This window comes from Nocardia sp. NBC_01327, assembly GCF_035958815.1.
Taxonomy (GTDB): Bacteria; Actinomycetota; Actinomycetes; order Mycobacteriales; family Mycobacteriaceae; genus Nocardia.
Map to the genome: position 1 here is coordinate 5,970,831 of NZ_CP108383.1, position 13,878 is coordinate 5,984,708.

The window sequence follows — 13,878 nt, forward strand, 5'->3', positions numbered from 1 at the left end:
AACAATTTTTTACATGGCCCGATCCGGCTCAGGCAGGCTTGAATCCGACCTGCAGCGATTCCAGCCCCCGGATGACGACATTCGGCTTGAACGGCGGATTCTCCGAAAGCAGTTCCATCGCACCGACTTTGCGCAGCAGCACCTCCAGCAGCACCTCCATCTCGAGCAGCGCCAGCGGCGCGCCGAGGCAGTAGTGGATGCCGAGGCTGAAGCCCAGATGCTTCTTGGCCGGATTCATCGGATCCGAGTAGCGGGTCACATCGGTGCGGTCCGGATTCGTGAAGGCGGCATCATCGTGGTTGGCCGAATTGATCAGCACCACAACGCCTTCGCCCTTCTCGAAATCGTGGCCCGCCACGGTGATGGGCCGGGTCGCGGCGCGGGTGGTGATCTGCACCGACGGCTCCAGCCGCAGCAGTTCGTCGGGAGCGACGGCCACCAGTTCGGGCCGCGCGCGCAGCAGTTCGACCTGACCGGGTTCCCGCAGCAGGCGCAGCATGCCGGTGCCGACCAGATTCGCGGTGGTCTCGTGCCCGGCGACGAAGGTGGTGATGCAGGTGGCCAGCAGTTCCTGCTCGGTCAGCACATCCCCGCGGTCCTCGACCTGGGACAGCACGCTGAGCAGATCGTCGGTCGGGTTGACCCGGCGCTCGTTCAGCAGTTCGCGGAAGTAGTTCATGAATCCACGCGACGCCGCACTGCGCGCCTTCAGGGATTCCTCCGGAAGCGTGTAGTCGTGGTCGAAACCGCGCGCCAGGTCCTGCGACCACTGGTGCACCTGCTGGTACGCCTCACGCGGGACGCCGATGAGCTCGCAGGCGATGATGAGCGGCAGCGGGTAGGCGATGAACTCGATCAGATCGAATTCCCCGGCCTCCAGGGCCTTGTCGACGAGCTGTTCGGTGAGTTCCTCGATGCGCGGGCGCAGCCGCGTCACCATGCGCGGGGTGAAGCCCTTGGTGACCAGATTGCGCAGGCGGGTGTGGTCCGGCGGCTCCATCCACAGGAAGGAGGTGGGCAGTTCGTCGGCGGCACTCTCCGGCGTGACGGTCGGGTGCATCATCCCGGCCTCTTCGGCATGGCTCCACGCGGTGGTGGACAGCACCGCGGCGCAGTCCTCGTACCGGGTGAGGACGTGGTGGCCGATCGGGGTCATATGGATGGGCCCGGCCTCGCGCAGCACGCGCGCCGGAGTGTAGGGATCGGCCCGGCCATCGGGTCCGAAGAGCTGTGCCATTGCCGTGAGAATGGCGGGATCTTGGTCGGCGGCAACGGTGTTCACGTCTGGTGCGGCCATGCGTATCCTCCTGAATTCGACAGCGCGATGACGGTCGACGGCGGCGATGACGTTCGACTGGACATAGGTGGTTCAGCTCGGTGTGGATTTGACCTGGGCGAACCCGCTGCCGCGCAGGATGATCCGGCCTGCTGTGACCGGATGTGCCAGTGCGGCGGGCGGTTCGACCAGATGGGCGACGCGCATGAAGGTCCGCGCCACCACCGCATCGTGGTGGGCGGCTCGTTGCACCTGGGCCACATAGACATTGGTGAGCCGGGTCCGCAGCGAGCGCGGTCCGATCACACCGGGATGGCTCAGATCGGAGGAGGCGGCCAGCCGCCAGGCCGCGGCCACGGGCTCGGCGGCCGCGGCGTAGAACCGCGCGGACAGGGTGTCGGGTGGGCCGTCCAGGCATTCGCGCAGTGCGGCGGCCTGCAGGGCGGCCACCGTCATACCCTGCGCGTAGAGCGGATTGAAGGCGCACTGCGCATCACCGACGACCAGCAGGCCCGCGGGCACGGCGGTCATACGGTCGAAATGCCGGCGCACCGATGCCCGGAACCGGTAGGGCACCGGATCGTCGAGCGGTTCGGACTCCATGACGATGTCGTGGATATCCGGGGCCGCGAGGGTGGCGGCGTAGTGCGGAAACTCGGCGGGATCGGCCGGTGGATGGTCACCGAGCATGCCCGCGAGGGTGACCAGCCAGCGGTCACCTTCGATGCGCACCGCCCCGCCGCCGCGCCCGTTCGTTCCCGTCGAGACGATGACCGAGGAGTGCCCGCCCAGTTGCCCGGGCCGGTGCCGGTACATCCGGGAGGCGTAGCCGAGATCCACATCGAGCCGTTCCGAATCGGGCAGCGCCGCGCCGATATCGGTGAGCCACTCGTCGATTCGCGATCCGCGACCGGTCGCATCCACGACCAGTTCGGCGCTGATGTCCTCGGCGCGACCGTCGGCGACAGTGGCCACCCCGGTCACGGCATCGGCATTGCCGAGCAGGCCACGCACCGTAATGCCCTCGCGCAAGCGCACATTCGGAATCTGACAGGTGCGCTGGCGCAGCACGGCCTCCAGCAGCGGGCGACTCGCGATCACCGAGGTCAGTCCGGTCGAGGTGGGCGTGAGCCGCGCACCGCCCACATACCAGCGCGTCTGGACCAGCACCTCGGCAGCGGTCGCACCACGCCGCACCAGTTCCGCCGTACATCCCGGATACAGCTCTTCGAAGACGGCGCGGCCGCTGTCCAGCAGCCCGTGCAGATGGCGGCCCTGCGGTACGCCCCGGCGCACCTGCACGCCCTCGGAGCGATCGCGCTCCAGAATCGTCACGCGCGCATACTCTTCCGACAGCACCCGCGCCGCCAGCAGACCGGCGATACCCGCGCCGAGGACAACCGCGTGCCGTCCGGTGGTCACAATGTCACCGGCAATGCCGTGACGCCCCGGTGAATGAGGCTGGGGCGATATTCGATGGCGTCGGAGGCCAGGCGCAGTTCCGGCGCCCGATCCAGCAGTGCGAGCACAGCGGCCTCGGCTTCGATCCGCGCCAGCGGCGCGCCCACGCAGTAGTGGATGCCGAGGCTGAAGCCGAGATGCTTACGGGCGGGGCGGGTTCCGGCATAGCGGGTGATATCGAAGGTATCGGCGTCGGGGAAGACCCGATCGTCCCGGCTCGCGGAGGCGGTCAGTACCACCACGCCGTCACCGCGCTTGAACTCACGTCCGCCGACCACGGTGTCGGCCAGCGCCACCCGGATGGTGAACTGGGTGGGCGCGTCATAACGCAGCATCTCGTCCAGCGCCGAGCCGATCAGCTCGGGCCGTTCGCGCAGCAACCGCATCTGCTCGGGATGCCGCAGCAGCGCCAGCATCCCATTGCCGATGAGGTTGATCGAGGTCTCCATACCCGCCACGAGCAGCAGCAGCGATATGCCGATCACCTCGGCTTCGGTGAGCATGTCGCCGTCCACGCTGGCGGCCACCAGTTCACTGAGCAGATCCGGTGTCGGACTGTGCTTCCTGCGGGCGATCAGCTCGGCGAAGTAGCCCATGCAGGCCACGGCCGCCGCACCGCGCGCGGTCACATCGGCCTCGCCCAGGAGCGCGTCCGGATCACTGCCGCGGGCAATCGCCAACTGCCACTCCCGGAATCGCGCACCGTCGGCGGGATCGGCGCCGAGCAGCCGCACCGGGATCATGGCGACCGCGAGCGGGATGGCCAGATCGGCCAGGATGTCGAGTTCACCGCGCCGCACCGCGGCATCCACCAGCTCGTTCACCACCTGTCCGGCGACGGGCGCCAGTTCGCCGACCATGCGCGGGGTGAACGCCTTGGCCACGAGCTTGCGATAGCGGGCGTGTTCGGGCGGGTCCATACGGACGAAGGAGCCGGGAATGGCGGCGGTGGTATCGCGGAAAGGGCTGATGCCCGCGGCATATCCGTGGCCCCAGTCCGCGCCGGTGAGTACGGCCGAGCATTCCTCGTACCGTGTCACCAGGGTGACCGGCACCTCGTCGAAGGCGTAGGGGAACAGTGCGGCCGCATCGCGCACGCGGCGGTAGGCGGGATAGGGATCGGCGCGCTCACTCGATTCGAAAGCGTCGAACGTGATTTCGGCAGTGCTCATCGGCCCTCCACACGGACAAGAAGTTCGGACATGCCGCGCACGACCACATTCGGCCGGTACGGCGGTTCCTCGAGCAGGGTCAGGTTCTCCACGCGCAGGGCGAGGGCGTGCAATACCTCGCGCATTTCCAGGCGGGCCAGCGGTGCGCCCAGGCAGTAGTGCAGTCCGAGACCGAAGGACAGGTGCCGTTCGGCGCGGCGGCCCGGCCGGTACCGGCGGATATCGAAGCGGGCGGGTTCGGGGAAGGCCGCCGGATCACGATTGGCGGAGCCGAGCAGCACGATGACGGCATCGCCGGGCGCGAATGCCCTTCCGCCGACCATGATTTCGGCGCGTGCGGTGCGGGTGGTGAGATGCACGGGCGCGTCGTAGCGCAGCACCTCGTCCACCGCCGGCGCGGCCAGGTCCGGATCCTGACGCAGCCGCTGGAATTCGCCGGGATGACGAATGAGGGCGAGCACGCCGTTGCCGATCAGGTTGACCGAGGTCTCGTGCCCCGCGACCACCAGGATGAGCAGGGTGCCGATCAGTTCGGTGTGGGTCAGCCGCACCCCGGCGTCCTCGGCCTGCACCAGCGCGGTGATGAGATCCGGGCGCGGCGTCCGGCGGCGCTGCTCCACCAGATCGCCGAAGAATTCGGTGAATTCGTGCACGGCCGCGGTACGCGCCGCCAGTTCTTCCGCGGACAGCAGCACATCGGGGTCCAGGCCGCGCGCAATTCCGGCCGACATGAACCGCACCTGCTCGTGGGCTTCGACCGGTACGCCGAGCAATTCACAGATGAGCGTGAGCGGCACCGGATATGCCAGCGCCTCCAGCAGATCCACCTCACCGGCGGCGAGCATTCGGGTCAGGAGTTCCTCGACCAGCTGTTCGGCGCGCGCCTGCAATCCGGTGATGGTGCGCGCGGTGAACGCCTTGCCGACCAGTCCGCGCAGCCGCGTGTGGTCCGGCGGCTCCATCCACAGGAACGAGCCGGGCAGTTCGACCTCGCTGTCGCCGTGCAGCAGTTCCGGTTCCTCGGCGTGGCTCCAGCGCGGATCCAGCAGAATGGCCTGTGCCTCGGCATGTCTGGGCACCAGGTGGGTGTCGTGCGGTCCGGGGACGAACGGCCCGGCGGTGCGCAGTGTCTCGTAACTGTCGTAGGGGTTGTGCCGTAGGTGCGGTGCGACGCTCTCGACCACCGCCAGCTGTACCGGGGTCACGTCTGGAATTACCACTGCCGGAGCGGTGGCCTGGTCGGAACTCACCGGCAACTCCTGAAAGAAATCACTGCGATATCGGATACTCGAACAATTCCGCCGTTCATATTCGCCGCCCGGCCGGGTGCGGTTACCCGGCTATCGCCGGAAGCTATCGCGCGATCACCGTGTCCCTTTATCGTGCAACGTAATTGGTTGATCGAGCCTGCTTATCACAGCGCGGGTTTCACAATGCGTTCAGCGGCTGGACACAATTCGCTGTTGTGGTTGCCCCATGAATTCCTCGGATTCTTCGGGCACCTTGCCGGGGATGCTCGCCGGTATTGCGGCAGCGCATCCCCGGGTAGCGGCAACCTTCTGGTCCACGGCCGAGAGCATCGAGTACGCCGAACTGCACCGGGCGGCCGGCAGTGCGGCGGCGGTGCTGATCGAGCGCGGGGTGCGGCGCGGCGAGCCGGTCGGCATCCTGTGCCCGAACGCCCCGGAGTTCATCGTGAGCTTCTTCGCCATTGCCGCCGCCGGTGGTGCGGCGACTCCGCTGCCGCTGCCCGCGGGGATCCGCCGGGCCGCCGGATATCCGGAGCAGCTGGCCGCCATCACGGCTGCGGCGGGGATGCGCACCGTGCTGGTCTCACCGGCATTCGCCGAACTGGTGCCGCTGCTCGCGGGGGTGAATGTCGAATTCGTCGACACCGCAACCCTTTCCGGACCGGATGATGGGGATGCCCCGGCGCTGCCCACCCCCGGACCGGACGATCTCGCCGTCGTGCAGTTCACCTCCGGCAGCACCGCCGCACCCAAGGGCGTCCAGCTCACCCACCGCCAGGTGACCAGCGGGCTGGCCGCCATCCGCACGGGCATTGCCCTCGATCTCGATGATCAGGGCGGGTTCTGGCTGCCGCTGTTCCACGATATGGGCCTGTTCGGCACGCTGTCGGCGATCCTGCGCGGGATTCCGGCGCACGTCTGGTCGCCGCTGGCCTTCGTCAAGGATCCGGCGCGCTGGTTGCGCGAATTCGCCGCCAGCGGAACCACTATCACCGCCATGCCGAACTTCGGCTACGAGGCGCTGCTCGCCGCGGTGCCCCCGGAGCGGGTGGCCGAATACGATCTGTCGCACTGGCGCATCGCTTTCAATGGGGCGGAACCGATTTCGCACGATGTGGTGACGCGGTTCTGCGAGCGTTTCGCGCCCGCGGGGTTCGCGCCGAGCACCATGTTCGGGGTGTACGGGATGGCGGAGGCCACCCTGGCGGTCGCCTTCCCGCCGCTGGGGCGCGAGACGGTCTTCGAATGGGTCGATCGCGCCACGCTCGCGGATGACAGTCTCGCGCAACCGGTTTCCGCCACTCGCCCCGGTGCGAGAGCGGTGGCCGGAGTGGGTTCGGCGGTGGAGGGCCTGTCCCTGCGCATCGTCGATATCGAGACCGCGGCGCAGCTGCCGGACCGGCACGTGGGCGAGATCCTGATCCAGGGCGCCTCGGTCACCGACGGCTATCTGGCGGTCGATCCGGCGGCGGTCGCGGATCGGTTCATCGACGGCTGGCTGCGCACCGGCGATCTCGGATACCTCTGCGACGGTGAACTTTTCGTCACCGGTCGTTGCAAGGACATGATCACCGTGCGCGGGGTCAATCACTACGCCCAGGATGTGGAGGCCGTCGTCTGCGACCTGGACGGAATCTACAAGGGCCGCTGCACAGCGGCCATCGATCCGGACGGCGCGGACGTCATCGCCCTGATCGCCGAATCCGAACTCACCGGCCCCGATGCCGAGGCCCTGGACCGCGCCATTCGGGACCGGGTCGCGGCCGAACTCGGACTGGCCGCCGTGGCGGTGTACCTCGTGCCGCCGCGCAGCATTCCCCGTACCAGCAGCGGCAAGCTGCAGCGGCTCGCCGCCCGTGAACTCATCGCCCAGCAACGCTGAAGCCCAGTGGTTTTCGCCTCTCACGAACTGGAGTCTCCCGTGCACAGTTATGACGTCTTCCGCCACTACGAGCGCCTGCACTGGAAGTTGACCGACCTCAACTTCGATGCCGTCGACCCCACCCTGGTGCGGCCGGAGTACATCACCCTGGCCAAGAGTTCGGCCATGGGCGAATCCAATGTCATTGCGGCGGTGCACGGATTCCTCGCGGAGTTCGTGGACGACTACGACTTCTCCACCTTCGCGGTGGTGTGGGGTTATCAGGAAGTTCAGCACCACTACGCTTTCCGCACCTGGCTGCGCGCGATCGGTGAGGACGTGCAGGACAAGGCCGTGGATGCGATGCGCGAGCCGTACGCGCCCGGCAGCACGCCGTCGGCCACGCTGGCCACGAATATCATTTCCGAGCTCACGGTGAATCACATCTACCGCGCGGTGTCGGCGTGGGTGGAGGAGCCGATCCTGAAAGCCCTGCTGCTCAATGCAAGTCGCGATGAGGCCGGGCATGCGCGCGAATTCATCCACTACGCCACCGAGCGGCTGCGGCGTCGTCCGGAGGAGCTGCCCTCGGTGCTCGAGACGCTGTACGTGTACAGCTCCGAGGCCAAGATCAAGCATCCGGTCAGCACCTTCAAGGCCGGCCTGACCGAACTCGGCGATCACGAGACCATCGACACCGGTTTCGATCTGTTCCTGGAGCAGGTGGCGGCCGAGGGTGAGCTGGAGGTGCTGCACGACAAGGTGCGCCGCACCTTCGCGACGCTCACCGGGCTCGATCTGTCCAGCAATGCCAAGGTGCGCCGCGCGCTGGCCGACGCGATCGCCTAGCGGTGGAGCATTGCGCCCATCCGGCCGATCCGCCCGCCGTCGCGGTGCCCTGGTCGGTGATTCCGGACTATCACTGCTTCGGCTGCTCCCCGCACAATCCGTCCGGATTGCGGCTGACCTTCACCCCGCACCCGGACGGCCTGCAGGCCCGGTTCCGCCTGAACCGGTCCTTCGAGTCCTATCCCGGGGTGGTGCACGGCGGGCTCACCGGCGTGATCTGCGATGAGGTGATGGGCAATCTCATCGTGCTGGTCCGGCATGTGCCCGCCTTCACCATCTCGCAGCGCACGCGATTCCTGACCCCGCTGCTGATCGACCGCGAATACCGCTGTATCGCAACACTCTCCGACAACAGCGCCGAGGCCCCGATCCGCGCGTCCGCCGACATCCTGGACGCCGACGGCGATCTCTGCGCCTCCTCCAGCGCGACCTACCAGCCGTTCGTGCTGGCGGACGTCCGCCATCAGCTCTCCCTCGACGACGACGAAGTCGCACTGCTCTCGCACGCCCTGACCACGGCCGATGCCGTGCCATCGAATGGAGTTCAGCCATGACCACCGACGACATCCTGCGTACCGTCACCGAAATCGCCGCGGCCGAAACCGGTCTGCCCGAGACCGTGCTGGCGCCCGACGCCGATCTGCGCGCCATGGCGGGTGTGGATTCGGTGCGGGTGCTGCGCATGATCGCGCGCATCGAGCGCACCTATGACATCGAGCTCGAGGACAAGGATGTGTTCGGCACCTCCACGCTGTCCGAGGTGACGGCCGTGGTGGACAAGCTTGTGCGGACGGCCGCCTGATGTCCGCGCCCGAGGTGACCGTCACCGCCGATACCAATCAGCACTACGATCTCGATCCCGACATTTTCGGGCAGTTCCTGGATCCGCTGCGCAAATACAGTTCGGCGCTGTACGAAAATGACAGTGACTCACTGGAATTGGCGCAGCGCAATAAGCTGCGGTTCGTGGCCAGGCGACTGGGCCTCAATGGCGGTGAAGAGCTCCTGGATATCGGCTGCGGCTGGGGATCGCTCATTCTGTTCATGGCGCAGGAGTACGGCTGCGATACGCTCGGCATCAGCCCGGCCCCGCGGCAGCACGAATACATTGCCGAGCAGGCGGCCGCGCGGGGCGTCACCAACCAGGTGCGCACTCGCGTAGGGCATTTCGAGCAGCTCACCCTGCCCGATGCCAGCGTGGACGCGGTCACCATGCTCGGATCCATCGTGCACATGCCCGATCTGGACGAGGTGTTCCGGCGGGCGCGCGCGGTGCTGCGGCGCGGCGGCAGCCTCTACGTCTCGGAGAGCTGCTTCCGGAATGCGGCCGCCCGCAGGGCTTTCGACGAACGCGCGGGGACCGAGTTCGTGCGCTCGGACATCTTCGGCTGGGGTGATCTGCGGCCGCTGTCGGATCTGATCACGGCCGCCGAGGATGCCGGGTTCTCCATCGCCTCGGTCGACGATCTCACCAATGACTACCGCCGCACCATCGACCACTGGATCGACAATGTGGATATCGCCGCCGAGCGCATCGATGCCCATCAGCCGGGCCTGGCCGCGAAGCTGCGGCACTACCTGGAGGTCGCCAATGCCGGATGGGGTTACACCACAAAGCATTACGCGCTGGTCTGCCGCAAGGCCCGATAGCTGTCAGGAGCAGTCATGACGATCGAATCCGCACTGCTGCCGGTGGAGGATCTGGTGGTGGCAGTCGACAGCTTTCTGGCGGCCTCCCCCGCCGCGCGCGCCTGGGATGTGGAGACGGCCTTCGACTGGGCCACCGCCGATGCCGGCCGGCTGTCGGAGGGACAGCGGTCGGCGGTGCAGTTCGTCACCCTCATCGAGGATCATCTGCCCGGGTATTTCGATGTGTACCAGCGCAGTTTCCCGGTGGACGACACGGTGGACCTGCCGACCTTCATTCACAATCGGGAGCTGCACCACTTCACCGTGCGCTGGGCGCTCGAGGAGGACACGCACTCGCGGGCGCTGGCGCGATATCAGGAAGCCTCCGGTATGGCCGATCGCAGCGCACTGCGCGGTGAGCTGGCGGTGGAGGGGCAGAAGTCCTTCGAGCTGCCGTACACCCATCCGGTGCAGTACTTCGCCTATGCGCTGGTGCAGGAGAAGGCAACTCAGATGTACTACCACCAGCTGCGGGATGTGGTGGACGATCCGGTGCTCGGGGCGGTGCTCACCCGGCTCTCGCGGGACGAGGCGCGGCACTTCAGCTTCATGGCCGATGTGGTGACCCGGTATCTGCGGGCGCAGGGCGATGACGCCGTGGAGCCGATTCGCGAGGTAATCGCGGGATTCCGTATGCCCCTTGCCGATACGCTGCGCGGCTACTGGCGATGGGCTCTGCGCATTGCCGATGTCGCGGACTACGACCACACCGCGGCATACGACCATCTGATCAAGGTGATCGACCGGGCGGTGGATGCGCGCACCGACCGGGTGGACGAACTGGCCGACTTCGTCGCGCAGTGCCGCACGCTGGGCTGAGCAGCTGCGCACTGAGTGAGGCGGTCACAGAAAAAGGGCCCTGCTCCCGACTTCCCCGGGGGCAGGGCCTTTCTCGTGGATTGCTAGTCCGCGCGGAGAATCAGGATCGTGGTCGAGCCGTGCGCGATCAGCTTGCCCGCGGCGTCGGTGATCCGGCCTTCCGCGGTGGCGGTGCGGCGGCCGACGTGGACGGCCGTGGCGTCACAGGTGAGCCGGGAGCCGTCCAGGGTCACGCCCCGAATGAAGTTCACCTTCAGTTCCAGCGTCGTATAGGCAACGCCGTCATCGAGTTTCGTGAATACGGCGCTGCCCATGGCGGTATCCATGAGGGTCGCGATCACACCGCCGTGCACGGTGAACATGGCATTGATGGTCGCCACATTCGGGTCCAGGTAGTAGCGGGTGCAGCCCGCGCCCGCGCTTTCCAATCGGATCCCCAGCGAGGCGCCGACGCCGAGCTTCTCGTCGAGCCCGCGCTGGAATACCTCGGTGAGTTCACCGACCCGCTTGGCGACCTTGTCCTCGACGTGATTGTCGATGCTGGTCATGAATTCTTCCTTCCTGCCGAACGATTCCCTTCATTCGAGCAGTCGGCGGTGAATTCCGTCTGCCGGCAACCCATTCCATTTCAATATCCGATCGGCTGATCGAGACCGGTGCACCCCCGCGTCCGCCCGCACGCCAGTCGATAGCGTCGCGCCATGGTCGATATCGAAACACCGGACCGGATCGAGACCATCGGCGCGGACTTCTTCGCCGATCCGCACCGGCACTATCGCCGCTGGCGCGAATACGGTCCGGTGCGGCGGGTTCGCTTCCCCGACGGCGTGATTCGCTGGGTGATCCTCGGCCACGCGGAGGGCCGCGCCGCACTCGCGGATCCGCGGCTGCGCAAGAACATCGCGCATGTCGAAGCGCTGGTGAGCAGCAAACGTCAGACGCCGCCCATGGATCCGCGGCAGATCGCGCTGCTGACGCACATGCTCAATATCGACCCGCCCGACCACTCTCGCCTGCGCAAGTTGGTCAGCAAGGCATTCACGGCGCACCGTGTGGCAGCGTTGCGGCCGCGCATCGAGCAGATTGCCGATGCCCTGCTGGACGGGATCGCCGACCGTGACGAAGTCGATCTGCTGCGCGAATTCGCTGTGCCACTGCCTATTACGGTCATCTGCGAACTACTCGGCGTACCACCGGCCGAACGCGACGACTTCCAGCAGTGGACCCAGGACATCGTCGGCGTCGTAGGCCGCGAAGCGGAACGCACCCGCGCCTCCCTCGCCATGATCGCCTACCTGACGAGGCTGGTCCGCGCGAAACAGGCCGCGCCCGCCGACGATCTCCTCTCCGGGCTGGTCCAGGTCGGAGAGGACGGCGACGCCCTCACCGAAGCCGAGCTGGTGGCAATGTCCTTCCTGCTCCTCGTCGCCGGCTACGAAACGACAGTGAACCTCATCGCCAACGGCACATATGCGCTGCTCCTGCACCCCGATCGACTGCATGCCCTGCGCTCCGACCCCGCCGCCATCCCCGCCGCCGTCGAGGAATTCCTCCGCTACGACGGCCCGGTCAACCTCTCCACCGTCCGCTTCACATCCGAACCGATCCACATCGCCGACGTCACCATCCCCCCAGGCGAACTCGTCTACATCGCCCTAGAAGCCGCCAACCGCGACCCCGCCCGCTACCCCGACCCCCACACCCTCGACCCCACCCGCGACACCTCCGCCCACCTGGCCTTCGGCCACGGCATCCACTTCTGCCTCGGCGCCCCACTCGCACGCATGGAAGCCCACACAGCCTTCACCTCCCTCCTACAACACTTCCCAAACCTCCACCTCTCCCCCACCGCCCCCACCCCCACCTGGCAATCCAGCACCCTCATCCGCGGACTCCTGGAACTACCGGTCCGCCTCCACTGACGACGAGTGGTGTTGCGGTGTCAATCGGAATTCCAGAGCGGTTCGCCCGTCTGCCACAGCAACTGACGCGTGGAGCATCAGGCCACATTTCTGGGCCATCGCGGTCAACTCCTCCACTGAGCGCTCATGACCGTCGAAACACATCAGCATGAACAGGTCCATCGCGGTGTCGGCCCCTTTGCCCCGGATGGGCTCGATCACCACGACGACGCCGTTCGGACCGGCCGCCTGGGCACACGCGGAGAGGATGGCGTGTGCGCGCTCGTCATTCCAATCGTGCAGGATGTCGGACAGGACATAGGCCTCGGCCCCGGTCGGGAGCGTGTCGAAGAAGCTCCCGGCTATAGCGTCCGCCCGGCCGGAAAGCCCTGCTGCGGTGAATCTCTCGGTGGCCGCAGCGGCGGTCGGAGCACGATCCAGCACCCGGCCCCGAACAGCGGGATGGGCATACAGAATCGCTGCGAGTAGGGTCCCGTCGCCGCCGCCGACATCGAGGATGTCGGAGAAACGGCCCCAATCGAATCGCTCGGCGATCTGGGTCGCCTGAATTCGGAAGCGCCAGTTCATCTGTGCATCGAAGGACGTCCGCAATGCAGGCTCGGCATCGAGGTCGGCCCAGAACTCCCGCCCGTACCGCCGCGGGTAAGCCGTTGTGCCCGTTCGGATTGTCGCGAGCAACTCGACAAAGGCCAGTTCGGCACGTCCGCCCGCGCTATCTATATCGAGCAGGACCTTGACCCCCTCCGGTGAGTCCCCGCTCATCTGATTGCCGAGGCCAGTGGGCCGATAGCGACCGGATTCCTGGTCGAGATCGAACACCCCGATCGCCACCAGATGGTCCAGCAACCGCCGCAGTGCGGGTCCGAAAGTTCCAGTGCGGGAGGCGAGTTCCTCAGTCGTCGCACCCACGGCGCCCGCGCACTCCACCAAGCCGAGCGTCGCGGCCACCCGAATACTCATCGGGGTCGCAAGATCCGCCATGGCCAGAATCGAATGTCCACTCTCCGAAGCGTTCACGACCGGAGCCTACCTACGGACTCCTGCGTGACCATCGGATCGGATCAGGCAGGATCCACGGCACGGTGGCGCGGAAAGGCGTTGCGTTGCTTTGGATTACTCCAATTCATCGGGCCGCGCCCGGGCCTGGTAGGACGTCGATGTCGTTTGCGTGCATCGGGTGACCGCAGTGGGTGCAGCGGAGGTCTACGTCGCTGATCTCGCCGCAGGTGTGGTGGCGGTATAGGACGGGCGGGCCGGCGTCGCCTGCGCACCATTTGTCGCCCCAGCCTTTCATGACGAGGAGTAGGTCGATGAGCTCTGTTCCCTTCTCGGTCAGGACGTATTCGTAGCGTGGGCGCTGGTCGTAGGCTTTTTTGTCCAGTACGCCCTGCTCGACGAGGTGGTTGAGCCGCTCGGTCAGGACCTTGCGGGAGATGCCCAGGTCGGCCTGGATCTGCTCGAAGCGGGAGAAGCCGACCCAGACGTCGCGCAGGATCAAGGGTGACCACGGCTCGCCGATGACGTCGAGGGCGCGGGCGATCGAGCACGCCATCTCGCCGAAGTTCGTCCGTTGCATATC

The 13,878-nt window shown here is 66.8% G+C and carries 14 protein-coding genes; 7 read left to right on the plus strand and 7 right to left on the minus strand.

Translation table 11 applies throughout. The features are described 5' to 3' along the window. Window positions 1-28: 28 nt before the first annotated feature. The 4 genes from OG326_RS27605 to OG326_RS27620 all read right to left on the minus strand — a co-directional run bounded on the left by OG326_RS27605 (window position 29) and on the right by OG326_RS27620 (window position 5,159). Entirely contained in the window at window positions 29-1,297 is a 1,269-nt protein-coding gene (locus OG326_RS27605; RefSeq protein ID WP_327140036.1) for a cytochrome P450, read from the minus strand. Window positions 1,298-1,369: 72 nt separating this feature from the next. Further along, window positions 1,370-2,698, minus strand: coding sequence for an FAD-dependent oxidoreductase (locus tag OG326_RS27610; protein ID WP_327140037.1), 1,329 nt, complete (start codon window positions 2,696-2,698; stop codon window positions 1,370-1,372). After that, complete coding sequence (locus tag OG326_RS27615) at window positions 2,695-3,909, minus strand: cytochrome P450 (protein WP_327140038.1); 1,215 nt, start codon at window positions 3,907-3,909, stop codon at window positions 2,695-2,697. Before OG326_RS27615 ends, OG326_RS27610 begins: the two co-directional genes overlap by 4 nt. Continuing rightward, a complete protein-coding gene (locus tag OG326_RS27620) occupies window positions 3,906-5,159 on the minus strand; it encodes a cytochrome P450 (RefSeq protein ID WP_327140039.1) in 1,254 nt (417 codons plus the stop codon). Before OG326_RS27620 ends, OG326_RS27615 begins: the two co-directional genes overlap by 4 nt. A 226-nt stretch (window positions 5,160-5,385) precedes the next feature. Here OG326_RS27620 and OG326_RS27625 point away from each other — a divergent pair, with 226 nt between their 5' ends. Genes OG326_RS27625 through OG326_RS27650 form a run of 6 tightly spaced genes read left to right on the plus strand, consistent with a single transcriptional unit; the run spans window position 5,386 to window position 10,377 of the window. Then, window positions 5,386-7,041 carry a fatty acyl-AMP ligase gene (locus tag OG326_RS27625; protein ID WP_327140040.1) on the plus strand — a complete coding sequence of 552 codons (1,656 nt, stop codon included), beginning with the start codon at window positions 5,386-5,388 and terminating at the stop codon, window positions 7,039-7,041. A gap of 6 nt (window positions 7,042-7,047) precedes the next feature. After that, window positions 7,048-7,869: a ferritin-like domain-containing protein gene (locus tag OG326_RS27630; RefSeq protein WP_327140041.1), complete on the plus strand. Its 822-nt coding sequence runs from the start codon at window positions 7,048-7,050 to the stop codon at window positions 7,867-7,869. Between the two features lie 2 nt (window positions 7,870-7,871). Continuing rightward, a complete protein-coding gene (locus tag OG326_RS27635) occupies window positions 7,872-8,423 on the plus strand; it encodes a PaaI family thioesterase (protein WP_327140042.1) in 552 nt (183 codons plus the stop codon). Then, a complete protein-coding gene (locus OG326_RS27640; protein ID WP_327140043.1) occupies window positions 8,420-8,671 on the plus strand; it encodes an acyl carrier protein in 252 nt (83 codons plus the stop codon). The genes OG326_RS27635 and OG326_RS27640 overlap by 4 nt, the downstream gene beginning before the upstream one ends. Continuing rightward, window positions 8,671-9,519 (plus strand): SAM-dependent methyltransferase, encoded by an 849-nt coding sequence (locus tag OG326_RS27645; RefSeq protein ID WP_327140044.1) that lies wholly within the window; start codon window positions 8,671-8,673, stop codon window positions 9,517-9,519. The genes OG326_RS27640 and OG326_RS27645 overlap by 1 nt, the downstream gene beginning before the upstream one ends. Before the next feature lie 15 nt (window positions 9,520-9,534). Continuing rightward, complete coding sequence (locus OG326_RS27650) at window positions 9,535-10,377, plus strand: acyl-ACP desaturase (RefSeq protein ID WP_327140045.1); 843 nt, start codon at window positions 9,535-9,537, stop codon at window positions 10,375-10,377. A gap of 83 nt (window positions 10,378-10,460) precedes the next feature. Here the strand turns inward: OG326_RS27650 and OG326_RS27655 are convergent, their stop codons facing one another. Continuing rightward, window positions 10,461-10,925: a PaaI family thioesterase gene (locus tag OG326_RS27655; RefSeq protein WP_327140046.1), complete on the minus strand. Its 465-nt coding sequence runs from the start codon at window positions 10,923-10,925 to the stop codon at window positions 10,461-10,463. 153 nt (window positions 10,926-11,078) lie between these two features. Between OG326_RS27655 and OG326_RS27660 the strand changes: the two genes are divergently transcribed. After that, on the plus strand, window positions 11,079-12,299 hold the full coding sequence (locus tag OG326_RS27660) for a cytochrome P450 family protein (RefSeq protein WP_327140047.1): 1,221 nt from the start codon (window positions 11,079-11,081) through the stop codon (window positions 12,297-12,299). Here the strand turns inward: OG326_RS27660 and OG326_RS27665 are convergent. Both OG326_RS27665 and OG326_RS27670 read right to left on the minus strand, forming a co-directional pair. Further along, window positions 12,279-13,316: a methyltransferase gene (locus OG326_RS27665; protein WP_327140048.1), complete on the minus strand. Its 1,038-nt coding sequence runs from the start codon at window positions 13,314-13,316 to the stop codon at window positions 12,279-12,281. The two genes, OG326_RS27660 and OG326_RS27665, sit on opposite strands and share 21 nt — an antisense overlap. Before the next feature lie 106 nt (window positions 13,317-13,422). Next, entirely contained in the window at window positions 13,423-13,875 is a 453-nt protein-coding gene (locus tag OG326_RS27670; RefSeq protein ID WP_327140049.1) for a winged helix-turn-helix transcriptional regulator, read from the minus strand. Window positions 13,876-13,878: the final 3 nt, after the last annotated feature.

What these genes read in the sequence shown, in the direction of transcription:
- OG326_RS27615 (WP_327140038.1), bottom strand. Translation starts at nt 3,909, where the DNA reads ATGAGCACTGCCGAAATCACGTTCGACGCTTTCGAATCGAGTGAGCGC.
- OG326_RS27605 (WP_327140036.1), bottom strand. Translation starts at nt 1,297, where the DNA reads ATGGCCGCACCAGACGTGAACACCGTTGCCGCCGACCAAGATCCCGCC.
- OG326_RS27625 (WP_327140040.1), top strand. Translation starts at nt 5,386, where the DNA reads ATGAATTCCTCGGATTCTTCGGGCACCTTGCCGGGGATGCTCGCCGGT.
- OG326_RS27645 (WP_327140044.1), top strand. Translation starts at nt 8,671, where the DNA reads ATGTCCGCGCCCGAGGTGACCGTCACCGCCGATACCAATCAGCACTAC.
- OG326_RS27660 (WP_327140047.1), top strand. Translation starts at nt 11,079, where the DNA reads ATGGTCGATATCGAAACACCGGACCGGATCGAGACCATCGGCGCGGAC.
- OG326_RS27650 (WP_327140045.1), top strand. Translation starts at nt 9,535, where the DNA reads ATGACGATCGAATCCGCACTGCTGCCGGTGGAGGATCTGGTGGTGGCA.
- OG326_RS27670 (WP_327140049.1), bottom strand. Translation starts at nt 13,875, where the DNA reads ATGCAACGGACGAACTTCGGCGAGATGGCGTGCTCGATCGCCCGCGCC.
- OG326_RS27655 (WP_327140046.1), bottom strand. Translation starts at nt 10,925, where the DNA reads ATGACCAGCATCGACAATCACGTCGAGGACAAGGTCGCCAAGCGGGTC.
- OG326_RS27640 (WP_327140043.1), top strand. Translation starts at nt 8,420, where the DNA reads ATGACCACCGACGACATCCTGCGTACCGTCACCGAAATCGCCGCGGCC.